The sequence below is a fragment of the Oscillibacter sp. GMB15532 genome, assembly GCF_041020825.1.
Classification (GTDB): Bacteria; Bacillota; Clostridia; order Oscillospirales; family Oscillospiraceae; genus Oscillibacter.
Window position 1 is genome coordinate 215711 of sequence record NZ_JBEVTO010000004.1, and the last position, 24223, is coordinate 239933.

The following is a 24223-nucleotide window of genomic DNA, read 5'->3' on the forward strand; positions in this document are numbered from 1 at the left end:
GAACGCTGGCTCTCGCCAGCTATGATGATATCTTTCAGATTGGCCCTGCCGTACAGACCTCTGTGGAACAGGTGCAGGAGGTTCCCCTGAACGAACTGTTTTCCTTTGAAAACCACCCCTTTCAGGTGCGGGACGACGAAGGTATGCAGGAAACCGCCGAAAGCGTAAAGAAATACGGCGTACTTGTGCCCGGTATTGTGCGACCCCGGCCGGAGGGCGGATATGAAATTGTTGCAGGGCATCGCCGCAAGCGCGCCTGTGAGTTGGCCGGAAAAGCCACCATGCCAGTCATTATCCGCGAAATGGACGATGATGAAGCGACCATTATTATGGTGGATACCAACCTCCAGCGGGAAACGCTTCTGCCCAGTGAAAAGGCATGGGCATACCGTATGAAGCTGGAAGCCCTCAATCATCGAGGTGTGAAGCTGGAGGGCGTTGTACCCGGCACCCTGTCCGCGGATATGGTTGCCAAGCAGGCAGGAGAAAGCAAAAGTCAGATATTCCGTTACATTCGCCTCACCGAGCTGGTGCCTGGCCTGCTGGATAGGACCGATGGGGGCAAGATCGCCTTTAACCCTGCCGTGGAGCTTTCCTATCTCTCCCGCAAAGAGCAGTCGGCACTTCTGGATTGTATGGCGAAATATGAAGCGACCCCCTCCCATTCCCAGGCGCTTCGGCTGAAAAAGTACAGTCAGGCAGGCACTCTCACGGGAGCGCTTCTGGACGAAATCATGGGCGAGGAAAAGAAGCCGCCCGCAAAAATCACTCTGACCGGAAGCCGATTGTCGGAATATTTCCCATCCGAATACACTCCCAAGCAGATGGAAACCGTCATTTTGAAGCTGCTGGAAGGCTGGCGCAGAAAGCGCGCCGCCAATGAATAACAGAACAGGCAGGGCGTTCGTGTAAAAGCGGACGCTCTGTTTTTTTCATTCCCCCATTGCTCTGGTGCGAACGGTATATGCCGTCCGTGCCGGGGCTTTTTTGCTTTTCACAACAATGAAAGGAGGCTGCGGCATGACGCAAAACACAAGGATTTACAATCGGCTCCAAGGATGTTCCAAAGGGCAAAAGGTTTTCGGTGATATACCTTGCCCGGCGTAACCGAGGAACAGATCGCGCAGGCAAAGCAGGTAGATATTCTCGCATATATGCAGCGTCATGAACCGCAGAACCTTGTCCGGCAGGGGCCGAACCGATATGTCCTGCGCGACCACGACAGCTTTGTGATCTCCAATGGGAAATGGTGCTGGAACAGCCGTGATTACGGGAGAAAAACCGCAACGGCACTCAATTATCTGATTGACGTGCGGAATCTGAGCTTTGTGGAGGCCGTTCGTACCCTCTGCGACGATCTTTCCTTGTCTTATGCCCCGCCAGTCCCTAAGCCGGAGAAAAGGCTGCCCTTTAAGCTGCCGCCGCGCAACCGGAACAATGACCGCGTGAGCGCGTATCTGCAAGGCCGGGGCATTGACCGTGAGATAATCGCAGCCTGCATCCGTGCCGGGATTTTATATGAAAGCGCCCTGAATCACAACTGTGTGTTTACCGGCAAGAATGAGCAGGGCAAAACCCGCTTTGGCTGTATGCGCGGTATATCCGGGCAGTTTCGGCGGGATTTGGACGGCAGCGATAAACGCTATGGCTTTCTTCTGCCCCCGGCCAATGCGGAAAACGGCCACCGGCTTGCAATATTTGAAGCACCGATAGATTCCCTTTCCCATCAGAGCATGTGGAAGCAGGGCTATGACGCTTTTGACGGCTGGCGGCTGGCAACAGGCGGCACCTCCATTCTGGCGGTGGAATATTTTCTGGAGCGGCATCCCGGCGTCACCGACTGCTTGATCTGTACGGACAATGACGAGGCCGGTGAACGGCTGGGGAAGCGAATCGCCGGATTGTCCGGTAAGGATACGTTTTCCCATATTGCCTTTGGACGCGCACCGCCGCCTGTAGGAAAGGATTACAACGATACGCTGCTGTTCCTCCGGCACCGGACCAGAGAACAGGAACGGCCATGCCGCCCCAGGGCGGATCATTCTATTTGAGAGGAGAGAAAACAGCATGGAAAACAAACTGCAACAATTTCACAGCGAGGAGTTTGGTAAGGTTCGGGTTCTGGAGATTGAGGGTCAGCCCTGGTTCATTGGCAAAGATGTTGCGGCGGCTCTGGGCTATTCCAATGTCACAAGAGATGTAAAACGCCACGTTGATGAGGAAGACCAAGGGGTTACCGAAATGGTAACCCCCGGAGGAACACAAAAGCTGCTCATCATCAACGAGTCAGGCTTATATTCCCTGATACTGTCCAGCAAGCTGCCGACAGCTAAAAAGTTCAAGCGCTGGGTGACATCGGAGATTTTACCCTCCCTCCGCAGGCATGGGGCATACATTACACCGGAGGTCATCGAACAGATGCTGTCCAGCAGTGATTTTTCTCAGGTTATGCTGGAAACGCTGCTGGAGGAACAGGCGGAAAACGACCGGCTCCGGGAGCGGCTGGACGCGGCACTGCCAAAGGCACGCTACTGCGAGCTTTTGCTCCAGTGCCCCCAGGTGATGCCGGTGAGCATCATCGCCAAGGATTACGGCATGTCAGCCGTCGCCTTCAACCAGCTCCTGCACCGGCTTGGCATTCAGTATCGTGTGGGCGGCATCTGGCTCCCGTATCAGCGTTATGCGGATCAGGGATATACCCGCACCCGCACTTATTACATCAATGAAACCGCAGCTTCGACGCGCACCTACTGGACACAGGCAGGACGCCTGTTCCTGTATGAAACCCTGCGGGAATGCGGCATCCTGCCGGGTATGACCCGCACTCCGAATCCCGAGGAGGCCGATTCATGACGGCGTTTGCATTTCCCGGCCATGCCCGGTCACCTCCCTCTAAAGCCCCATGTTATAGAAATCAGGAAGAAAGGAGTTGAGGAGCCATTCAAGAACAAGTGAACGAAAAAACCGTGGCGCTCTCCATAAAGACAGCCAAGCTGACAAGCCGAGTGCTGGCAAAGGCCATGGCCGCCGCTCTGCGGCAGATGAAAAAATCCCGCGATACACCCAAGTCCGGCCGTCAGAGCCTGCGCCGCCTGAACCGGACGCTGGGCGGGGATACCTCCAATATTGAGGTCATGGGACGAATCCGGGATTTTGACCGCGTGGCCCGCAAGCACGGCGTCAGCTATCACGTTGAAAAAGACGCAGCCACCGTCCCGCCCAAATATACGGTGTATTTTAAGGCGCGGCAGACAGAGTCGCTGACGGCGGCCTTTTCGGAATACAGCCGGAAAACGCTTAGCAAAACCGCTGAAAAGCCCTCCGTGCTGGGTACGCTGCGCAGGATGAAGGAGCTTGCGAAGAATCAGGTCACCGACCGGGTGAAAAACAAAGATCGGGGAGGTCATGAGCTATGAAGCACCGCGTTCCCGATTGGTTCCCGCTGGTGAAAAAGCGGGTACTGCCCAATATTCCCTATGTGCTGGTATTCTGGTTCTGCAATAAGGTGGGCGGAGCATGGCGGCTGGCGGCCGGAGGTGATGTTATCCAGCAGCTGATTCTCTGTGTCGGCAGGCTGGACACGGCACTGGCAAGCCCCGTACCGTCTTTCGATCCCCACGATCTGCTGTCCGGTCTTGCGGGCACCGCCGCCATCTACGGCATTGTGTATTTTAAAAAGAAGAACGCCAAGAAGTGGCGCAAGGACATAGAATACGGCTCCGCCCGGTGGGGTACGGAAAAAGACATCAAGCCATATATGGACGAGAATCCCGATAACAACATTATTCTGACGCAGACCGAGGGACTGACCATGAACGGCAGACCGCGACCGGCCAAATATGCCCGGAATAAAAATGTGCTGATTGTAGGCGGCTCCGGCTCCGGTAAGACCAGGTTCTGGCTCAAGCCAAACCTCATGCAGTGCCAGTCGGAGAAATACCCGGTGTCCTATGTCTGCACCGATCCCAAGGGCACCGTCCTCATTGAGTGCGGGAAGATGCTCCAGCGGTTCGGCTACCGGATCAAGGTGCTGAACACCATTGATTTTGCCAAATCCATGCATTATAACCCGTTCCAATACATCCGCTCGGAAAAGGATATTCTCAAGCTGGTTACGGCTTTGGTAGCCAACACCAAGGGCGAGGGGAAATCCGGGGACGACTTCTGGGTCAAGGCAGAAACGTTGTTGTACTGCGCTTTGATCGGCTATATCCACTATGAAGCCCCCGACCGGGAGCGCAACATGAATACGCTGGTGGAAATGATTAACGCCATGGAGGTCAGAGAGGATGACGAATCCTATAAAAATGCGGTTGATTTCATGTTCGACGCGCTGGAGGAGCGTTCACCGCAGCATTTCGCCGTGCGGCAGTATCGAAAATATAAGCTGGCGGCGGGAAAAACAGCAAAATCCATCCTGATTTCCTGCGGAGCCAGACTAGCTCCGTTCGACATAAAAGAGCTGCGGGAGCTGATTGCTTACGACGAGATGGAGCTGGATACGCTGGGCGACCGCAAGACCGCCTTGTTCATTATCATTTCGGATACGGACGACAGTTTTTCCTTTATTGCCGCCCTCATGTACAGCCAGCTTTTTAACCTCCTGTGCGATAAGGCCGACAACGAATACGGCGGCCGCCTGCCGGTGCATGTGCGATGCCTCTTAGACGAATTTGCGAACATCGGGCAGATTCCAAAGTTTGATAAGCTCATTGCCACCATACGAAGCCGCGAGATTTCGGCCTGCGTCATTTTGCAGGCACAGAGCCAGCTCAAAAGCTTGTATAAGGATGCCTGTGATACGATTGTGGGCAATATGGACGCCCGGATTTTCCTGGGCGGTGCGGAAAAAACCACCCTCAAGGACCTGACCGAAAGTCTGGGCAAAGAAACCATCGACATGTTTAACAACAGCGAAACCAGAGGCAATTCGCCATCCTACGGCAAGAACTTTCAGAAGCTGGGCAAGGAACTGATGAGTATGGATGAACTGGCCGTGATGGACGGTTCCAAGTGCATTTTGCAGCTTCGCGGCGTCAGACCCTTTTTCAGTGACAAATACGACCTTACACGGCACAAGAATTACAAATATCTGGCCGACGCCGATGAAAAGAATGCTTTTGACATCGCCCGGTTTCTGTCTACCCGGCTCAAGGTCAAACCCAACGAATCCTATGAGCTGTATGAGTTTGAATCCGAGCAGACGCCCTGACCTCCCTTTCCGTTTTGTGCCTTGCACAGCGCGGAGAGGGAATTTTTATTTTTCAGCCTGTATCGGCAGGCATTTGCTTTGTCCAGCCGGAGCTAAAAGGCTCCGTCATATATCTGGATAGCATCCATTCAAATAACGAATTTAAAAGGAGGAAACAATCTATGGAATTTTTCACAGAAGCCATTAACGTATTAAAAGTCCTTGTCATCGCCCTTGGAGCAGGTCTTGCTGTGTGGGGTGTCATCAATCTTCTGGAAGGTTATGGAAACGATAACCCGGGTGCGAAATCGCAAGGCATGAAACAGCTCATGGCAGGCGGCGGTGTTGTGCTGATCGGCATTAAGCTGATTCCCATGCTGTCCGGTCTGTTCAGTTAAGGGGGCCGCCTATGAACAGCCTTCTTGACAAAATAGGCGAATGGTTTAAGGAGGCTTTAATCGGCGGCATCACCGGCAACTTTCAGGGTATGTTCGAGGAAGTGAACGCCAAAGCCGGTGAAATTGCAGGCCAGGTGGGGCAAACACCGGAGGCATTTAACTCCGGTGTTTTCTCCATGATTAAGTCTCTTTCAGACACGGTAATTCTTCCCATTGCCGGAATGATACTGACCTTCGTGCTGTGCTATGAGCTGATCCAGCTGATTATCGAAAAGAACAACATGCACGATTTTGACACCTGGATTTTTTTTAAGTGGATCTTCAAGACCTTTGCCGCGACCTATATCCTTACCCACACCTTTGATATTGTCATGGGTGTGTTCGACCTTGCCCAGCGCGCCGTAAATGGCAGCGCGGGGATTATCTCCGGCAGTCTCAATATCAATCTGGCCATGGACGGACTGCAAGCGCAGCTGGAATCCATGGAATGGTACGCACTGATGGGGCTGTACATGGAATCGGCCATCCTCAGCCTGTGCATGAAAGCATTGTCGGTCTGCATTTTCCTGATCGTATATGGCCGTATGCTGGAAATCTATCTCACCACTTCGGTGGCAGCTATTCCCTTTGCAACCATGGTCAACCGGGAATGGGGCTCCATCGGCCAGAATTATTTAAAATCCCTGTTTGCCGTCGCATTTCAGGGCTTTCTCATTATGGTCTGCATTGCCATTTACTCGGTGCTTTTAAACAGCACGGTGTTTTCAGACAACATTCATACGGCCATATGGGGCGTTTTGGGCTATACGGTGCTGCTCTGCTTCTCCCTGTTCAAGACAGGCAGCCTAAGCAAAAGTGTGTTCAGTGCGCATTGATGACGAAAGGAGATCGCCAATATGGAAAATTGGAACGACTGGCTCTATGACCGGCTGGACAAAAACCTTGCGGAATTTAAGGCTTCCGTACAGTGCTGCGACAAGGAAACGATCATGGATATGGCGCAGCGTATCCATATGGTTATGGACACCCACTATTACCTGACCAATGTCCATGAATTTGAACCGGGCGAGACCGCCTACCTTCTGCGGTTTGAGAACCCGCTGGAGGTCGTGGCGGACGCATGGGAGCGGCGCTGCGAGGATATCTCGGATATGTCCTTTGCCTTGGATGAGGTATTCGAGAAAAAGGACGCATTGCAGAATTATCCGCTTGTGCCGGAGGAGAACCCGGCAGAAATGATACACTGCTATGAAATTCGGGAATCCACCGTGTTCAGCACCAACCGGGGCTTTGCGCTGGCGGCAAATCCCAAAGCGGTTCAGCCCTTTGTCACCTGGCAGTTTACCGAGGATAGTGGGAACCGCGAATATTATTGGGGGCACTATTTTACGAAGGAACCGTCCGCTATTGCAGACTACGCCGCCCGTGTGGAAGAATACAAAGCCGACTTTGTGAAAGATGTTCCCGCCTCTATGCCGGAGCAGAAGCAATCCATTTTAGAGCAGCTCAAAGAGGCAAAACAGGTATCCCGTATTTCGGAAGATCGGGATAAACCAGTACACTCCGGCCCGGCAAAGAACGAGGCGCGTTAGCTGCGCCGCACCATCTATTCTATATAAGGAAAGGAAGGAAGCCCATGAGTAATCAGTCAACTGCACCCACGACCGATACCGCTGTTTCTCAAATTAAGGTAGAGGCTCGTGTGCGCCCCGTTACTCCCAAAAACAACCTGATCGCGTTTGCCAGTATTAAGATTGCCGATTGCTTCGCCGTGAATGACATTCCGGTGAAGTCCGGCAAGAACGGCATCTATTTCGATAACCCGGCCAAGGAGGACGGCAGAGGCGGCTACCGCGATATCTGCCTGCCTACCACGGGCGAATTCCGGCAGCAAATTACCGCCGCCATTGCTGACGCTTACAGCCACGCGGTAGAAAAGCTCCAGAATATGGGCGAGGCCCAGCGGGAATTTGCCGGAAAACCCTCCATTAAGGATCAACTCCGTGAGGGCACGAAAAAGGCGGCGGCCAAGGCCGCTTCCGCACCCAAGCTGGACGCGCAGAAGCGCGTGGATGCGGTCATTTAGCCGCCCCGCCGCAGTAAAATGAAAAAAATTATAAACAGAATCGAGGTGAAACCGCCCAATGCCCTTTGTGCCTGTACCCAAAGACCTTTCCAAGGTCAAGACCAAGGTTGCCCTAAACCTTACCAAGCGGCAGCTGATCTGCTTTAGCGTGGCTGGTGCCATCGGCGTTCCATCCTATCTTCTCAGCCGGGAAACGCTGGGGGGTGAGGGGGCGATGCTTTTAATGATCGGCCTGATGCTGCCCCTGTTCTTTCTTGCCATGTATGAAAAGGACGGGCAGCCCGCCGAAAAAATCCTGCGCAATATGCTGCGCACCCGTCACTGGCCGGGAGGACGGCCTTACCGGACAAAAAACCTGTATGCTATCATCGAAAAGGAGGGAAAAGAACTTGCCTGCCAAAACCAGAAAACAGACGCGGCACCCAAAGCAGCCGCCGCAAAAAAGCCATCAGAAGCCAAAAACCAACACAACAAAAAAGCCCGCGGCAAAGCCGTCCGCTAATCCGGGCGGCTTTGCCGCATCCATCCGAAAAAAATGCTTCGGACGCGCCGATGCACCGGACTGTGCCCAGCAGTCCATTCCCTACAAGGCGATGTACAAGGACGGCATCTGCCGCGTGACGGACCGGCTGTACACCAAGACCATAGTTTTTGAGGATATCACCTACCAGCTGGCACAGAACGAAGATAAAACACAGATATTTGAAAGCTACTGTGATTTTCTCAACTATTTTGATTCCTCAGTCAGCGTCCAGCTCTCCTTTATCAATCAGCGCGGCAATGTAGAGGAATTTCAGCATTCCATTGATATTCCCGATCGGGACGATGTGTACAATTCCATCCGGCACGAATACTCCGATATGCTGAAAAATCAGCTTGCCAAGGGCAATAACGGCTTAGTCAAGGCCAAGTACATCACCTTTGGCATTGAGGCGGACAGCCTGAAAGCCGCCAAGCCCCGTATGGAACGGGTGGAGGCGGATATTCTTTCCAACTTCAAGACCATGGGCGTCAAAGCGCACCCCCTCACCGGACTGGAACGGCTGGAAATCCTGCACGGACAGTTTCACCCGGACGGTCAGGAAAAGCTGCGGTTTTCATGGAAGGATATTCCGAAAACCGGACTTTCCACCAAGGATTTTATTGCACCCACCAGCTTTACCTTTAAAGAGGGCAAGACCTTCCGTATGGGGGAGCATTACGGAGCCGTGAGCTTTCTCCAGATACTGGCCCCGGAGCTGACCGACCGCCTGCTGGCGGACTTTCTGGAGCTGGATACCGCAATCACCGTCAACCTGCATATTCAAAGCATTGACCAGTCGGAAGCCATCAAGACCATCAAGCGCAAGCTCTCCGACCTGGAGAAGATGAAAATTGAAGAGCAGAAAAAAGCCGTGCGCAGCGGCTATGACATGGATATCATCCCCACCGACCTTGCCACCTACGGCAACGAGGCCAAGACACTGCTGGAGGACTTGCAGAGCCGCAATGAGCGTATGTTCCTTGTCACCGTTCTGGTTTTGAATATGGCGGACCGGAAGCAGACGCTGGAAAATGACATCTTTCAGGCGGCGGGGGTTGCGCAGAAATACAACTGTGCCCTAAAGCGTCTGGATTACCAGCAGGAGCAGGGACTGATGAGCAGCCTTCCGCTGGGAAAAAACCATGTGGAAATCCAGCGGGGACTGACCACCTCATCGGTGGCGATTTTCGTTCCCTTTACCACCCAGGAGCTGTTCCAGCGGGGAGAAGCCCTCTACTATGGGCTGAACGCACTTTCCAACAACCTGATTCTGGCCAGCCGCAAGAATTTAAAAAATCCCAACGGCCTGTTTTTGGGGACGCCCGGCTCTGGCAAATCTTTTGCCGCCAAGCGGGAAATCGTCAATGTGTTCCTTCTGACCGGGGACGACATCATCATATCCGATCCCGAGGCAGAATATTTTCCCCTCGTTGTCAGGCTGGGCGGACAGGTGATCAAGCTCTCTCCGGCATCCACCCAATATATCAATCCCATGGACATCAACCCGGACTATTCCGACGACGAAGATCCGCTGACCCTAAAATCGGATTTTATTCTCAGCCTGTGTGAGCTGATCGTGGGCGGCAAGGAGGGTTTGCAGCCAGTGGAGAAAACCATCATTGACCGCTGTGTCCGTCTGGTCTACCGGGAATACCTGGCCAATCCGTCCTCGGAGAGAATGCCGATCCTACAGGATTTGTACGACCTGCTTCGGAAGCAGACGGAATCCGAAGCCCAGCGTCTTGCCACGGCCTTGGAAATCTATGTGACCGGCTCCCTCAACGTATTCAACCACCGCACCAACGTGGATATCACCAACCGACTGGTCTGCTACGACATCAAGGAGCTGGGCAAGCAGCTGAAAAAGCTGGGGATGCTCATTTTGCAGGATCAGGTATGGGGGCGCGTCACAGCCAACCGTGCCGCCCATCGCACCACTTGGTTCTACCAGGATGAGTTCCATCTCCTTTTGAAGGAAGAACAGACTGCGGCCTATTCGGTGGAAATCTGGAAGCGTTTCCGTAAGTGGGGCGGCATCCCGTCAGCCCTCACGCAGAACGTAAAAGACCTGCTTGCCAGCAGAGAAATAGAAAATATTTTTGAAAATTCGGACTTTATCTATATGCTCAACCAGGCAGGCGGCGACCGCCAGATACTTGCAAAGCAGCTGGGTATTTCAAGCCACCAGCTGTCCTATGTGACCCACTCCGGAGCCGGGGAAGGACTGCTGTTTTATGGCAATACCATTATTCCCTTCATCGACCGCTTCCCCAAGGATACGGAGCTGTATTCACTTCTGACCACGAAGCCAAATGAAAAGTTAAACATGGATAAGGAGGGATAACGGCTATGAGCAATACGGCAACGCTCCAGAACACAACGCTTCTGGAAAATGAGCATGTCAAAGAGCTGTTGGCTCTTTTAAAAGAAAACCGTGTCAGCAATCAGGATTTTATGAATGTCATCGGCTATGTGGGTGCCATGGAACGCCAGCTGGATACGGCGGTGAGCGAACTGTCCTCCATGCGCCGGGAGCTGTCGGAGCTGCGGGAGCAGCAGTCCCATCCCGTGCGGAAGGCTCTGCAAAAAGCGATTCACGCGCTGGAAGAGAAAATTGCGGATACACGGGAACGGCTGGAGTCAGTAAAAGCGGATATCATCTTAGGCTGCAAGAACGCCGTGGCCGCTTTCCGGGAAAAAGGCGTCACGGCACTGAACGGCCTTGCTTCCTTTCTGCATATCCGGCAGGGCTTGCAGGCAATCCGCGACGGCATGGACAGGAATATTCAGTTTGACGAGCAGTCCCTGAAGAAGATTGCAAATATCAGCACCGAATACCACGAAGCCGGAAAGCATGTGAAAAATATTGGCCGGGCGGCACTCGGAAAGGAAACAGTACAGGAAGCAAAGCCCATGGGCAGACTTGCAAAAGCCATGCAGGCACCTTACCGGGTGGATCGCAGTCTTTCCGACACCATTAGGCGTCAGGCAGTGGCGGCACTGCGCAGTCTGGATAAGCTGGAACAGCGCGCCCAGCGCCAAGGAACCGATAAAACTGATAAAACTCCTGAAAAAAAGCCGTCGGTCCTGCGGAATTTGCAGGACTTAAAAGCACAGGCGGCGCAAACCCCGAAAAAAACGCCGGTTTCCCAGCAGAAAAAACAGGAGGCCAGTCTGTAATGTTGACGATGCCGCCTGCCGCCCAAGGAGGTGAGAATGACACTTGTCACGAAAAAAGAACTATCAGTCCAAGGATAAAATCCATCATAAAATGACCCGTGACGGGCTGGTGGAGGTCAATGCCGTCACCGGTCAGGAAATCCGTGTCAGCAAACGGGACGCGGATTTTCGCCTGTGGTCCGGCAATGCCCCGGAACGGGCGCAGCCACCACCCAGTACATCGGATAAACCCCATAAACAGCGCCGGGCGATTCCACAGCAGGGCATTGCGCAAAAAGAAGCCACGCAGTCGGACATTCCGGTGGTTTCTCATCTGTCCCCGGTACAGATTGTCCCCGGCAGTAACAGCGCTGAAATACCGGAACATACCGAAGAACCGCTGTCAGCCAAAAGCTCCGCGCCCAATGCCGCAGTTTCCGGGCTTACCCATACCCTGCGTTCCGGACATGGGCGGCGCGGCAAGTCCATCCCGTTGGGTAACGCTGATCACCCGGAAACTGCGGACGGATATACAAACAATCCATATTCTCCTGAACAGCCCCAAGCGCCGTCAGCCGGAAAGCAGAAAAAAACTGCCTACTATCAAAAATTCTATCAGGAAAGCCATTCTCAGGCGGAACACGCCTTGCCATCCCACGGCGCATCGCCCCAAGGTCAGACCGCTTCACCGGGCAGGCTGGAATTTGCCACAGAGGAACAGGCTCCGCCCGGAAAGAAGTTAGTCAATGCCCGAGAAAAAGCAGAACAGACTGCCAAACGGCTGGAACAGGCACGGCAAAAGCTCCCTCAAAAGAAGAAAAAACGTGCCGGAAAGCTGGGCTTTGAGCCGGAAATAAAGTCCTGCCGGGAGCATATGCAGGGGGCACTTCCCCTGCGCATGGCCGGAAGCGGAAGGGATTTCGCCCGGGGCACTCTCCATGGGAAGCTCCGTCAGACCGAGCAGGAAAATGTGGAAACGGAGGCAGTCCACAAGGGGATGCTGCTGTCGGAGCATAGCGCCCGAAGCGTATACCGGTTCCATAAAACCGCACCATACCGCCATGTGGCAAAGCTAAGACGGCTTTCGTCCAAACACAATGCCGAGCTTGCCTATCAGACCCTGCTGCGGGAAAATCCCAGACTTGCGAGCAATCCGCTGTCCCGTTTTCTTCAGAAGCAGAAAATCAAGCGCCAGTACGCGAAAACGCTAAGGGAATCCGCGCGCTTGACCAACCGGCTCAAAGCGATAGGGGCCGCAGGCAGCAAGGTATTTCGGGCAGCTGCTAGCTTGGTGCGCAGTCACCCCATGGCGGTCGGCTTTCTGGCACTGGCACTTCTATTGATGTTTTCCTTTTCCGCGCTCCTTACCTCCTGCACCAACATGGCGCTGGGCGGTCTGTCCTCTGTTGTTCTCTCCAGCTATACCGCAGACGATACGGACATTGACGAGGCGGAGCTTGCCTATACGCAGTGGGAAACGGATTTACAGCTACAGATCAACCATGCCGAGGACGACCACCCCGGATATGATGAGTACCGCTATCAGGTGGACAATATCAGCCACAATCCCTTTGAACTTATGGCCTATCTGTCCGCCGCTTATCAGGATTTTCAGTTTTCCGCTGTCCAGTCACAGCTGCGCCGGATTTTTGAAGCACAGTATACGCTGGAATTTGTGGAGGAAGTAGAAATCCGCTACCGCACCGAGACCAGCACCGATCCGATAACCGGCGAGGAATCCGAGGAAGAAGTGCCCTATGAGTGGTATATTCTCAACATCAATCTCACTTCCCGATCTTTTACAGAAATCATTACACCGGAGCTTGACGCGGAAGAACGGGAAATGTACGACCTGTACATGCAGACAAAAGGCAACCGCCAGTACATCGCCAGCCCCTTTGAGTTTGACTGGATATCTCTTGTGACCAGCTACTACGGCTGGCGCGTCCATCCGGTAAGCGGAGAAAAAAATTATCATAAAGGGATTGATATTGCGATTCCCACCGGCACGGATATTTTGTCCGGACAGGACGGGACAGTAACACAGGCGGCCTTTGACGGGGATGGTTACGGCTGGTATCTCGTGGTGGAGGGCAAGGACGGTCTGATTTCCAAGTACGCCCATTGCGATACCCTGCTGGCCGGAATAGGCCAACAGGTCAAAAAGGGCGAGGTCATTGCAAAATCCGGCAACACCGGCACCTCCACGGGGCCGCACCTGCATCTGGAGGTCATCAAGGACGGGAACTATCTCAATCCGCTGTTCTTTGCGGAAAGTCCGGGGGAGGGCATTTCCGAGCCGCTGATCCCGGATTACGCCGGAGAGCCCCTGGGGGATGGCAGCTTTGCCGCCCTGCTTGAGGAAGCACAGAAGCACCTGGGCAAGCCCTATGTGTTTGGAGCCTCCGGCCCGGATACCTTTGACTGTTCCGGCTTTGTCTGCTATGCCTTGAACCGGTCAGGAACAGCCAGTGTGGGACGTACCACTGCCCAGGGACTTTACAATCTGTGTACCCCGGTCTCCAGAGACGAGGCAAAACCCGGAGACTTAATTTTCTTCACCGGAACCTACTCCACCCCGAGCGCTTGCAGCCATGTCGGTATCTATCTGGGCAATGGAAGTATGATTCATGCAGGTAATCCGGTGCAGTATGCCACTATCAATACGCGGTACTGGCAGGAACACTTTTATGCCTTTAGCAGGCTGCCATAAAACGAGAAAAGGAGGAATTTTGATCCATGAACCCCAAACTGTTAAAAGTAATGGAAGAAATCACGAAAACCAAGGATAAGATCGCAGATTTTCAGACAAAGCTCAGGGAGCTGGAGCGTCAGAAAACGGAGCTGGAAAATGCCGAGATTGTGGCGATCTTCCGCAAGGAGAAAATGACGGAGGAGGAATTTGCGCAGTTTATCGGCGCAAGGGGCTTAAAAGGAGCCGCTGCTGTCCGCACCGCCGAAAAGGAGGCCGACCATGAAGAATAGCCGATGGACATTTCTTGCGCTCCTGCTTTTTGTGAGCGCATTTTTTCTGCCGGTGACAGCCTATGCGTCCAGCCCGGCAGACAGCAGCGCTCCCACCATCAGCGCCAGAGTATCGGAAAAAATGCTGATAATGGAAGCCAAGGACGAGGATTCCGGTGTAGCCTCTGTTTTCATCGACGGACAGGAAAGTGCCTACCCTGCCGGGGAGCCGCTTACCCTGGACCTATGGAACTATGCCGGAGCCGGTTCGTATGTTTCCGTCTATGCCGTGGATTATGCAGGCAACCAGTCCGGTACGGTGCAGGTGGAAAACCCCTATTACAAGGCTTCCCTGACAAACGACGAGACAGACCAATCTGCCGTACCGGAGCAAAGCAGTGCATTCACACCGGACGGTTCCGGTACGGTGCTGGATAACGTCACAGATGAGGAGGGCAAGGAGTTTTTTACCATCACCACGCCGGATGAGAACATTTTTTACCTCATTATCGACCGCGCACGAGAGGATGGGAATGTCTACTTTCTGAATGCCGTTACCGAGGATGATCTGCTTTCCCTTGCCAAAGAGGAGGCAGGCAATAAAGAAGAAAGCGCCATTCCTGCACAGGAGCCTTCCCCGCAGCCGGATGCCTCGTCCGAGCCGGAGGATACTCCCGTCAAGTCGGAACAGGGCGGCGATTCCACACTGATTTTTGTACTGCTGGCCGCGGTGATTGCCGGTGGTGCAGGCTATTACTTCAAGATATACAAGCCGAAGCATCAGGCGGCGGATGCGGAGGAACCCGAATACGAGGAAGAAGACGAAGAAGAATATGACCTTGAGCCGGCGATTCCCGATTCTGAGGATACGCCGGATGATTTTCTGTCACCGGAAGATGAATTTACTGAACCGGACGGACTTCTGGAAGAGGAAGAAGAACTGTAACAACCCTATCTTGGCCCAATAAAACGATAACGTGCCGGTGGTCTGCTTCTTATGCAGATCACCGACGCTTTTGTTATACAAAGAAACGGAGGGAATCATTCTTGAAACTGATTATCGCAGAAAAAAGCAGCGTCGGGCAGGCCATTGCGGCCGTCCTTAGCGCGACAGAGCGTCATAACGGCTACTTGGAGGGCAGCGGTTATCTGGTGTCCTGGTGTGCCGGACATCTTGCGGAGTTTGCCCGGCCCGATGCCTATGATGCCAAATATGATAAATGGCGCTATCAGGACTTGCCCATTTTACCGGAGCAGTGGCAGTTTACCGTGGGAAAGGACAAACGAAAGCAGTTTGACATACTGCGCGGCCTGCTGTGCCGGGAGGATGTAACGGAGGTCGTCAATGCCTGCGATGCCGGGCGTGAAGGGGAACTGATTTTTCGCACCGTCTATCAGCTGGCGGGCTGCACCAAACCCATGAAACGGCTCTGGATTTCCTCCATGGAGGATACCGCCATCCGCAGAGGCTTTGATGAGCTGAAACCGGGTGCTTCCTACGACGGACTTCATCAGGCCGCCCTGTGCCGCTCCAAGGCAGACTGGCTGGTGGGCATCAATGCCACAAGACTGTTTTCGGTGCTGTACCGGCAGACACTGAATGTCGGGCGCGTCATGACCCCCACGCTGGCCCTTTTGGTACAGCGCGAAGGGGAAATTTCCGCCTTTGTGAAAACACCCTTTTACACGCCGGAGCTGGACTGCGGCACTTTTACGGTTTCCGGTCAAAGACAGCAGAACCGTTCGGAGGCCGACAGAATCCGCTCCGCCTGCGATGGCAAGTCCGCCGCAGTGACATCGGTGCAGCGGCAGGAAAAAGAAACTGCCCCGCCCAAGCTCTACGACCTTACCACCCTCCAGCGGGAGGCAAACCGGCTGTTCGGCTTTACGGCGCAGCAGACCCTGGACTATTTACAGAGCCTGTATGAAAAGAAGCTGGCAACCTACCCCCGCACCGACAGCCGGTTTCTGACGGAGGATGTGGCACAGGGGCTTCCGGTTCTGGTGAATCAGGCGGCGCTTGTGGTGCCGGGGATTCGCGGAAAAGTCGGGATCACCTGCGACGCAGGGGTGGTCACGGATAACAGCAAGGTAAGCGACCACCACGCCATTCTTCCCACCATGGAAATCCGAAACACCGACCTTGCGGCTCTGCCCTCCGGGGAACGGGACATTTTGTTCCTGGTTTCCGTCCGGCTGCTCTGCGCCGTGGCGGAGCGTAACCGCTATGCAGAAACCGTGGTTACAGTGGACTGTGCGGGGCATTCCTTTGAAGCAAAGGGAAAAACCGTTCTGTACGGCGGCTGGAAAGCCATTGACGCCGCATACCGGTCTGCGCTGAAAAATAAGCCGGAGGAAAAGGGCGAACCGGCTGCTCTGCCGGAGCTGTCCGAGGGGCAGCGCTTTGAGACTGTCCGGGCAACGGTAAAGGAAGGCTTTACCGCACCGCCCAAGCATTATACCGAGGATACTCTTTTAAAGGCCATGGAAACAGCCGGTTCCGAGGATATGCCCGAAAATGCGGAGCGCAAGGGCTTAGGAACGCCCGCCACCCGCGCCGGGATTTTAGAAAAGCTGGTGAAAACCGGCCTTGCGGAACGAAAAAACAAGCAGCTTCTGCCTGCAACCAAGGGCGTCAACCTGATTACCGTCCTGCCGGAGGTCTTAAAATCCCCGGCACTCACCGCCGAATGGGAACACCGGCTAAAGCTGGTGGAGCGCAGCGGACTCTCCGATGCGGAATTTATCAGCGAAATCACCGCCCTGACTGCCGGGCTGGTGAAGGACAATGCCGTACCCAATCCCGCGTTTGCGAAGCTGTTTCCCCCTCCGGTGGGAAGTCACGGCGAACCCGTGGGCGTCTGCCCCCGCTGCGGTGCTGCGGTACGGGAGGGCAAAAAGAGCTTCTATTGCGAAAACCGAGACTGCGGCTTTGCACTCTGGCGGGACAGCCGGTTCTTTGTTGCCGCGAAAAAGGAGCTTACAAGAGAAATTGCCGCTGTACTGCTAACAAATGGCCGGGTTTCCCTTTCCGGGTTGTACAGTAAAAAAACCGGAAAGACCTATCGCGCCACGGTGGTGCTGGAGGATACAGGAAAATACGTCAATTTCAAGCTGGAGTTTGAAAAAGGAGGCCGAAAATGAGCGGACGAATAAGAAAACCTGCGGGCGGTTCCAATCCTTTAAAAAACGCGGAAATGGCGCTGGAGGGCAATTATAATCAAATCGACGGCGTGATCAACAACGAAAAGCCGCGTTTTGACCTGACGGACGGCCAGAGTTATGAGGATTTGCGGGAGCTTGCCCCGGAATCCCTGCCCGAGGAACGGCTGTCCGTGCTGGAACGGCTGTCCGTGCTGGAACGGCTGTCCCAAGCCAAAAATCAGGCTATGGAGCAGTCCGAACCGGAGGAATACGCTCCCCAGCCGGAGCGGTAGGCTTTGCAAACGACCCAGGAAGGGAGGTCACATTTCATTTGAAATTTCTAAAAAACCGAATCTTTTTAAGCGCCCTCTGCCTTTTGCTGGCGGCGGGCGTTGCTTTTTTTCTCCTGCCGCGCTTTTACGAGGATAAGAGCGCCACAGTAACGGTGCTGCGGGCGGCGCAGGATATTCCTGCCGGTACGACCATCACCGAACCGATGCTGGCCTCTGCCGAGGTGGGCGGCTACGGCCTGCCGGAGGGAATTATAACCGATAAGATGCAGTTGGTGGGCAAGGTGGCACAGACCGACCTTGTTCAGGGGGATTACTTTTTCCCGCAGAAGGTGGGAAATTATCTTGCCGATGAGCAGCTTGACCGGATCGACGAAAACGGCCAGCGCCTTGTTACCGTCAGTATCGAAAGCATTGCGGCAGGACTGTCCTCCCACCTTTTAGCGGAGGATATCGTTACGGTGGCCGTCTTTATGGAAAAGGCGTCGGACGGGCAGACCACCGCGCCCCAGGTCATTGTCTATCCGGAGCTGACCGGCCTGACGGTTTACAGCGTGGAAAACGCCAAGACCGAGGACACTGCTGAAATCCGGTCCCAGCAGGACGACAGCCAGTCCGCTTCCAGCGATCCGGTGGCAAAGGCCGTGACCCTAATCGTGACGCAGGAGCAGGCCGAAACGCTGATTCAGGCGGAGTACACCGGAAAGCTCCACCTGATTTTCGAGAAAAGAGGTGTGAGCCATGAGTAAAATCCTGACGGTATGGGGCGGTGGACACTGCGGCAAAACCACCTTTGCGGTGAGTCTTGCCTGCGCGCTGGCAAACCGTGATCTGCTGGTGGGGCTGGTGTCCTCCAACCTGATTCACGGGGAGCTGCAAACCTTTTTTGGGCAGGCGGTTCCCAAGGAAAAAGGGGTGTTTCAAGCCCTGCGGGAAGAAAACCCCAATCCGGGGGAGCTGTTTACGCCAAACGGAGAAAGCAAAAATTTGTTTTTCCTGTCCGTGCCCACCCGGTATACGGGGCTGCTGTGCGAAAGCGTTACGCTGGAAAAGGCGGAGCGGCTTTTAAACCATGCGGCTCTGACCTTTGATGTGCTGGTGGTAGACGGCAGCGCCCAGCTTGCCAATCCCATTTCCGGCGTGGGGCTGTGGCTGGCGGATACCGTGCTGACCCTCCATAAGCCCTCTGTGGCGGCAAGGCTGTGGCAGACGGGCGTTACCGCTTTTGTGCGGGAGTTGCACCTTGCCGAGAAGCAGGCGCATATCCTGCTGTCCCCAAACGGCAGCTTTGATGAAAAGACCTACCGGGATATGACAAAGCTGGCCTTTGCCGCAGAGCTTCCCTATGTCAAACAGGCTGCCGAGCTGGAAAATGCCGGGACTCCGCTATATCTTTGCCGCGACCGGGAATGCAGACGCTACAGACGGGCGCTGGATCAGCTGGCCGGTACGCTGATGGGAGGTGAACCCTCATGAGCAGGAACGAACAATTTTCCGTCAACGACCTGATTTACCGGGCCAACAAGCGGCGCTCCGACATGGGCGATGCGGTAAAGGCGCAGGACTACGGCGAAATCCTGGATAAGCTGCAACGGCTGATCGCCAAAAACCATTCGGCGGAGCTGGCCGAGGTGCTGTATGCCCCGGAAGCCGAGGGACGCTTAAAAGACCTGATTATCCGCTACTTAAACAGCGAGCAGCTGGTAGCGAAGGACGTAGGCAACATTTCTGAGCTGGTAGACGCTATCTACTTTGATATGGCCGGAATGGGAATGCTGTCCCCCTACTTGCAGGATGCCGAGACGGAGGAAATCAACGTCAACGGCTCCGGGGGCGTGTGGGTGCTGTACAAGGACCGGAAGATTTTATTAAAGGAGACCTTCGGCAGCCCGGAAGCCTGCGCCAACATTGTGCGGAAAATGAGCCGCTTTGGAAATGTCATCTTAGACGGCTCCAAGCCCATCGGGGACAGCTATATCGCCAAGGGGGTGCGTATGTCGGGCGCGATTGAGCCTTGCGTTGACCCGGACGCGGGAGCCATTGCCTCCATACGAAAGCAAAAGCCCTCCTATGTGACCCGGAAAAACCTCATCGGCTGGGATACCGCCACCGCCGACGAGCTGGATTTTTTAACGCTGTGCGTCAACAACGGCGTCTCCGTCGCCATTGCGGGAGCCACCGGCAGCGGCAAGACCGCCGATATGGGGTACATTTTAAGCACTGTGCCCCCGGAAAAGCGCATTGTCACCATTGAGGACACCAGAGAGCTTTCCCTGGCTCAGTATGACGAAAACGGCATCATGCAAAACGATGTCATCCACCTGCTGACCAAGGAGGAGCCGAACCCCGTCACCATGCTGGATTTATTAAAGCTCTCCCTGCGCCTGCATCCTAAAATCCTGGTGCCCGCCGAAATGCGCGGCAAGGAAGCCCTGACCGTACAGGAGGCCGGGCGCACCGGACACACCATTGTCAGCACTCTCCATGCCAACAGCGCGCGGATGGCCTATGAACGTATCCTGACCATGTGTCTGGAAGCGGGCACCGCTTTGTCGGAGGAACGGCTGCTGAAAAACATTGTGGAAGCCTTTCCGATTATGCTCTTTAAAATGCAGCTGCCCGACAATTCCCGAAAATACATGGAAATCTTTGAGGCTACCGGTGTTCAAAACGGCGAAGTGGCAGGAAACACGCTGTTTCAATACGCGGTTGACCATTACGAAAGGGACGCGGGCGGCAGAATCATCAAAGTGATAGGCACACACCGGAGGGTGGGGAATCTCTCTCCGGTGCTTGCACAGCGTCTATTGGTGGGCGGTGTTCCGGGAGAAGAAATCCGCCGCTTTTCCGAAGGAGGTGCGGTATGAACCCCATTCAGGCTGCGCTGACCGGCGTGTTTCTGCTTCTCAGTTTTGCCGTGCTGTTCCTGCTGCGTCCGGCGCTCTCTCTTCCGAAAGGCCAAAATCCCTTAAAAAAACGCCGGTCAGCCGTCAGTGGGGCCAAGCTGAAAGTCACCGAGCGGCTCAGCCTGCATTTTGCCACGCTGTTCCGTCAGACCCGCTGTACGGGAAACAAATTTCTTGCCCTCGTGCTTGCTTCGGCAGCCGGGGGCTTTTTGGCGGGACTGCTGCTGTTTGGCGGCGCGCAGCTGGCAGGCGTGATGGCAGTCTGCGTTTTACCGGCTCCCTATTTTTATCTGACGATCAAAAGCTCCGCCGCGGCCAGAGAGGAAATCGAGGGGCTGGAAAATACCATGTCCATCATCACCAACGCCTACGCGGGCTGCGATGACATTATCCGGTCGGTGGAGCTGTATGTGGAGGAAAAGAACCGGGATGTCCCGCCCCATCTGAGGGTAACAACGCCCTTTGATGAATTTGTTACGGAAATCCGGCTGGTCAATCCCGATGTGGTGCATGGACTGTACCGCCTTGCGGCAAAAGTCCGGAACCGGTATTTCCACGAATGGGTGAAAACCCTCATTCTATGCCACCAGGACAGGCGGCTGAAATTTGCCCTGTTTCCCATTATCAAGGCCATGAACGACGCAAAGTCCATGCAGGTGGAAAGCGACGGGATGATGGTGCGGGTATGGCGGGACTATCTTATGACGGCGGGCCTGATGATCTCCATTATCCCCATGATGCGCTTCGCCAACGCCGAATGGTTTTACCTGCTGACCGGCACGACGGTGGGCAGAACGCTGATTATTCTGATGCTGCTGACCGCACTTGCCACGGCCTTTTACGTCATGAAGGCCACAAGACCCGCCAACCGATAGGAGGGATGCCATGTTTTATCAAGTAATTATCCTGATTCTGCTGACTGCGGCAGGCGTTCTGATAAGCAGGCAGCTTCTGAAAATTCCGAAGCTGAGCATGAAAAAGAACCTAAAGCACTTGCAGCCGGAAAAAGAGGCGGCGGGAAACCGGATGTTAAACCGGTTTATTCTGCCTCTTGCAAGACCCCTTTCCCGTTTTATTCCCCTTGATCCGGTCAAGGAGGCGCGCATGGCCGCTATGCTGCGGCGGGGTGGTTCTGTCCTGACGCCAAAGGAGTATTACGCCAGAGCCGCCGTGTGCGCCCTGCTGACTCTGCCCCTCGCGCTGCTGTTTCTCCTGCTGGGAGCCGGAAAGCTGGCACCGCTGATTGCATTGCTGGCACTGGTGGTATTCCGTCACTTCACCACAGATTTGAACGACCGGATGAAGGAAAAGAAAAAGAACATTGAAGCGGAGCTTCCCGGTTTTGTCCGCTCCATCTTGTACCGCCTGGAGGACAGCCGCCATGACGGCGGCCGGACGGTGGTGCAGGCGGATCTCATTCAGATATTTGAGGACTATCTAAAGGTTGCCAGCGACGCCTTCCGGGAGGATGTGGCCATTCTGGTGACGGAAATGAAAGCAAAGAACATCGAAGCCGCCCTGAGAAACTTTAACCAGCGCCTGGGGCTCACCGAGGTTTCCTTTCTGGTGAACGCCTTAATCGGGCTGCACCGGGGAGAGCATCAGGGCGAAGCGCTTTCCTATCTGGCGCGGGATATGGATATCAAGGCCAAGGAAGCCTTGAGAAAGCGTCTGGACAGTCTGCCGCGCCGGGTGAAAATCGCCAGTATCCCCCTTGTGGCCATTACGGTGATCAGCCTGTTCTATGTCATCGGCTCCCACCTGATGCGCTCCATGGGAGGACTTTTTTAACCGTGAAAACGGGGGAATCCCCTTTTCAAAATACATTTTTATGGAGGGAAACACATGCAGAGTATCAAGAACGCAAGCAACCATTTCACAGAAAGGAGAAGCAATTCGATGAAAAAGCACCTGACCAACGCCTTTTTGAAAGCAAGGAACGCACTGGCAAACCGAAACGGCGACCAGATGACCGGCTGGCTTATCGTGGTGCTGATTGTCGTCGTGGTGGGCGCGGTCTTTATGACCCTCTACCAGGGCTCGATCACACAGATTTGGAACAGTATCGTGTCCAAAATCACCGGCCTGCTCAGCTAATATCCGCTGGCGGCCAGAACAACCCACAGTACGGGAGGGGGCGCAGGCTTCCTCCCTTATCCCTTTTCAAAAACAAAAATCAAATTTATGGAGGTATTACCATGTTGAAGTCTATGAAAAACAAAATCCAGTTGGCAGCTATGAAAGCGCACCATGCACTGATGAACCCCAGCGGCGACCAGATGACCGGCTGGCTCATCGTGGTACTGATTGTCGTCGTAGTCGGTGCGGTCTTTATGACCCTCTACCAGGGCTCGATCACGCAGATTTGGAACAGCATCGTGTCCAAAATCACAGGCTTGCTCAGTTAATATCAGCTGACGGCCAAAACAACCCACAGTGCGGGAGGGGGCGCAGGCTCCCTCTTTTCCTTTCCAACAACAAAAATTAAATTTACGGAGGTATTACCATGTTAAAGTCTATGAAAAACAAAATCCAGTTGGCAGCGATGAAAGCGCACAATGTACTGACCAATCCCAGCGGCGACCAGATGACCGGCTGGCTCATCGTCGTATTGATCGTTGTGGTGGTGGGAGCCATCTTCATGACCCTCTACCAAGATTCCATCTCTACCATCTGGAACAGCATCGTATCCAAAATCACCGGCCTGCTCAGCTAATATCCGCTGACGGCCAGAACAACCCGCAGTACGGGAGGGGGCGCAAGCTCCCTCCCGTATCCCTTTTCAAAAATAAAAATCAAATTTACGGAGGTATTACCATGTTGAAATCTATGAAGAACAAAATCCAGTTGGCAGCGATGAAAGCGCACCAGGCACTGACGAACCCCAGCGGCGACCAGATGACCGGCTGGCTTATCGTGGTGCTGATTGTTGTCGTGGTGGGCGCTATTTTCATGGTGCTCTATCAGGATTCCATTTCTCTTATCTGGAACAAAATCGTATCCAAAATCACCGGGCTGATCAGATAAACAGCTGTGCAGCCCATTTGTGCAAACAGGAGGTGCAAAGCCAATGAACAGCAGGCACCGGGGCAGGCGGGGGAGATTTTCTCCCCCGTTTCCCTTTTCTAAGCAGCTTTCCGACCGAAATGGAAGCAGCTATTTTGATCTGATTATTAAAACGCTGGTGGTACTGTCCCTTATGGTGACGGTCATCAGCTTTCTGAGCATTTTTACGACTTACTTAAACTTAAATCACGTCTGCCGGCGTGTTGTTCGCGTCGTGGAACTGGAAGGACAGGTTTCCGACCGGGCCTACGATACCTTTTACCGGCTGAAACTGCAAACCGGACTGTTGCCGGAAATGACAGTGGAGGACGTTACCTATCAGGCGGATCAGAAAATCCAGCTGCGGGACACCTTTACCGTCACCATGACCTATGAGTACCCCTTTACCATCTTTACTCCCAGCTTTGCCCCGCCCGTGGAAATTAAAATCCCCATGAAAGTCAGCATCACCGGAATGTCGGAAAAATACTGGAAGCTCTCACCGTGAGCGCCGGAA

27 protein-coding genes are annotated in these 24223 nt (G+C 54.2%); all 27 read left to right on the forward strand.

The annotated features are described in order from the left end of the window. The first annotated feature begins 5 nt into the window (after positions 1-5). The 27 genes from ABVS15_RS06725 to ABVS15_RS06855 all read left to right on the forward strand — a co-directional run bounded on the left by ABVS15_RS06725 (position 6) and on the right by ABVS15_RS06855 (position 24214). The gene (locus tag ABVS15_RS06725; RefSeq protein WP_369283024.1) at positions 6-887 is read left to right on the forward strand and encodes a ParB/RepB/Spo0J family partition protein; all 882 of its coding nucleotides are present in this window, start codon (positions 6-8) and stop codon (positions 885-887) included. Positions 888-1094: 207 nt separating this feature from the next. Further along, entirely contained in the window at positions 1095-2051 is a 957-nt protein-coding gene (locus ABVS15_RS06730) for a DUF3991 domain-containing protein (RefSeq protein ID WP_369282970.1), read from the forward strand. A gap of 16 nt (positions 2052-2067) precedes the next feature. Next, entirely contained in the window at positions 2068-2853 is a 786-nt protein-coding gene (locus ABVS15_RS06735) for a phage antirepressor (protein ID WP_369282971.1), read from the forward strand. A 98-nt stretch (positions 2854-2951) separates the two neighbouring features. Continuing rightward, positions 2952-3416, forward strand: coding sequence for a PcfB family protein (locus ABVS15_RS06740; protein WP_369282972.1), 465 nt, complete (start codon positions 2952-2954; stop codon positions 3414-3416). Continuing rightward, positions 3413-5212, forward strand: coding sequence for a VirD4-like conjugal transfer protein, CD1115 family (locus ABVS15_RS06745; RefSeq protein ID WP_369282973.1), 1800 nt, complete (start codon positions 3413-3415; stop codon positions 5210-5212). The genes ABVS15_RS06740 and ABVS15_RS06745 overlap by 4 nt, the downstream gene beginning before the upstream one ends. A 161-nt stretch (positions 5213-5373) precedes the next feature. Further along, complete coding sequence (locus tag ABVS15_RS06750) at positions 5374-5589, forward strand: Maff2 family mobile element protein (RefSeq protein ID WP_369282974.1); 216 nt, start codon at positions 5374-5376, stop codon at positions 5587-5589. 11 nt (positions 5590-5600) lie between these two features. Further along, on the forward strand, positions 5601-6464 hold the full coding sequence (locus ABVS15_RS06755; protein WP_369282975.1) for a VirB6/TrbL-like conjugal transfer protein, CD1112 family: 864 nt from the start codon (positions 5601-5603) through the stop codon (positions 6462-6464). 21 nt (positions 6465-6485) lie between these two features. Continuing rightward, positions 6486-7181, forward strand: a complete 696-nt coding sequence (locus ABVS15_RS06760) for a hypothetical protein (protein ID WP_369282976.1) — start codon at positions 6486-6488, stop codon at positions 7179-7181. A 44-nt stretch (positions 7182-7225) separates the two neighbouring features. Further along, positions 7226-7675 carry a septation protein SpoVG family protein gene (locus ABVS15_RS06765; protein ID WP_369282977.1) on the forward strand — a complete coding sequence of 150 codons (450 nt, stop codon included), beginning with the start codon at positions 7226-7228 and terminating at the stop codon, positions 7673-7675. A gap of 58 nt (positions 7676-7733) precedes the next feature. Then, entirely contained in the window at positions 7734-8177 is a 444-nt protein-coding gene (locus tag ABVS15_RS06770; RefSeq protein WP_369282978.1) for a PrgI family protein, read from the forward strand. Continuing rightward, positions 8065-10542 (forward strand): VirB4-like conjugal transfer ATPase, CD1110 family, encoded by a 2478-nt coding sequence (locus ABVS15_RS06775; protein ID WP_369282979.1) that lies wholly within the window; start codon positions 8065-8067, stop codon positions 10540-10542. The genes ABVS15_RS06770 and ABVS15_RS06775 overlap by 113 nt, the downstream gene beginning before the upstream one ends. A gap of 5 nt (positions 10543-10547) precedes the next feature. Next, on the forward strand, positions 10548-11378 hold the full coding sequence (locus ABVS15_RS06780; protein ID WP_369282980.1) for a DUF6674 family protein: 831 nt from the start codon (positions 10548-10550) through the stop codon (positions 11376-11378). A gap of 91 nt (positions 11379-11469) precedes the next feature. Continuing rightward, positions 11470-14070 carry a CD1108 family mobile element protein gene (locus ABVS15_RS06785; RefSeq protein ID WP_369283025.1) on the forward strand — a complete coding sequence of 867 codons (2601 nt, stop codon included), beginning with the start codon at positions 11470-11472 and terminating at the stop codon, positions 14068-14070. Positions 14071-14096: 26 nt separating this feature from the next. After that, complete coding sequence (locus ABVS15_RS06790) at positions 14097-14342, forward strand: DUF4315 family protein (protein ID WP_369282981.1); 246 nt, start codon at positions 14097-14099, stop codon at positions 14340-14342. Then, positions 14332-15267: a DUF4366 domain-containing protein gene (locus ABVS15_RS06795; protein ID WP_369282982.1), complete on the forward strand. Its 936-nt coding sequence runs from the start codon at positions 14332-14334 to the stop codon at positions 15265-15267. Before ABVS15_RS06790 ends, ABVS15_RS06795 begins: the two co-directional genes overlap by 11 nt. Positions 15268-15368: 101 nt before the next feature. Then, positions 15369-17465 (forward strand): DNA topoisomerase 3, encoded by a 2097-nt coding sequence (locus ABVS15_RS06800; RefSeq protein WP_369282983.1) that lies wholly within the window; start codon positions 15369-15371, stop codon positions 17463-17465. Next, on the forward strand, positions 17462-17758 hold the full coding sequence (locus tag ABVS15_RS06805) for a DUF4316 domain-containing protein (RefSeq protein WP_369282984.1): 297 nt from the start codon (positions 17462-17464) through the stop codon (positions 17756-17758). The genes ABVS15_RS06800 and ABVS15_RS06805 overlap by 4 nt, the downstream gene beginning before the upstream one ends. Before the next feature lie 38 nt (positions 17759-17796). Then, positions 17797-18504, forward strand: a complete 708-nt coding sequence (gene cpaB / locus ABVS15_RS06810; RefSeq protein ID WP_369282985.1) for a Flp pilus assembly protein CpaB — start codon at positions 17797-17799, stop codon at positions 18502-18504. Beyond that, positions 18497-19231 (forward strand): cobalamin biosynthesis protein CobQ, encoded by a 735-nt coding sequence (locus tag ABVS15_RS06815; RefSeq protein ID WP_369282986.1) that lies wholly within the window; start codon positions 18497-18499, stop codon positions 19229-19231. Before cpaB ends, ABVS15_RS06815 begins: the two co-directional genes overlap by 8 nt. Further along, complete coding sequence (locus tag ABVS15_RS06820) at positions 19228-20622, forward strand: ATPase, T2SS/T4P/T4SS family (RefSeq protein ID WP_369282987.1); 1395 nt, start codon at positions 19228-19230, stop codon at positions 20620-20622. The genes ABVS15_RS06815 and ABVS15_RS06820 overlap by 4 nt, the downstream gene beginning before the upstream one ends. Beyond that, complete coding sequence (locus ABVS15_RS06825) at positions 20619-21536, forward strand: hypothetical protein (protein WP_369282988.1); 918 nt, start codon at positions 20619-20621, stop codon at positions 21534-21536. The genes ABVS15_RS06820 and ABVS15_RS06825 overlap by 4 nt, the downstream gene beginning before the upstream one ends. A gap of 10 nt (positions 21537-21546) precedes the next feature. Next, positions 21547-22452 carry a hypothetical protein gene (locus ABVS15_RS06830; protein WP_369282989.1) on the forward strand — a complete coding sequence of 302 codons (906 nt, stop codon included), beginning with the start codon at positions 21547-21549 and terminating at the stop codon, positions 22450-22452. A 108-nt stretch (positions 22453-22560) separates the two neighbouring features. Further along, positions 22561-22758 (forward strand): hypothetical protein, encoded by a 198-nt coding sequence (locus ABVS15_RS06835; protein WP_369282990.1) that lies wholly within the window; start codon positions 22561-22563, stop codon positions 22756-22758. A gap of 101 nt (positions 22759-22859) precedes the next feature. Continuing rightward, positions 22860-23069: a hypothetical protein gene (locus ABVS15_RS06840; RefSeq protein ID WP_369282991.1), complete on the forward strand. Its 210-nt coding sequence runs from the start codon at positions 22860-22862 to the stop codon at positions 23067-23069. A 98-nt stretch (positions 23070-23167) separates the two neighbouring features. After that, positions 23168-23377, forward strand: coding sequence for a hypothetical protein (locus ABVS15_RS06845; RefSeq protein ID WP_369282992.1), 210 nt, complete (start codon positions 23168-23170; stop codon positions 23375-23377). A gap of 101 nt (positions 23378-23478) precedes the next feature. Beyond that, entirely contained in the window at positions 23479-23688 is a 210-nt protein-coding gene (locus ABVS15_RS06850) for a hypothetical protein (RefSeq protein WP_369282993.1), read from the forward strand. Positions 23689-23731: 43 nt separating this feature from the next. After that, entirely contained in the window at positions 23732-24214 is a 483-nt protein-coding gene (locus ABVS15_RS06855; RefSeq protein WP_369282994.1) for a DUF4320 family protein, read from the forward strand. The last annotated feature ends 9 nt before the right edge of the window (positions 24215-24223 follow it).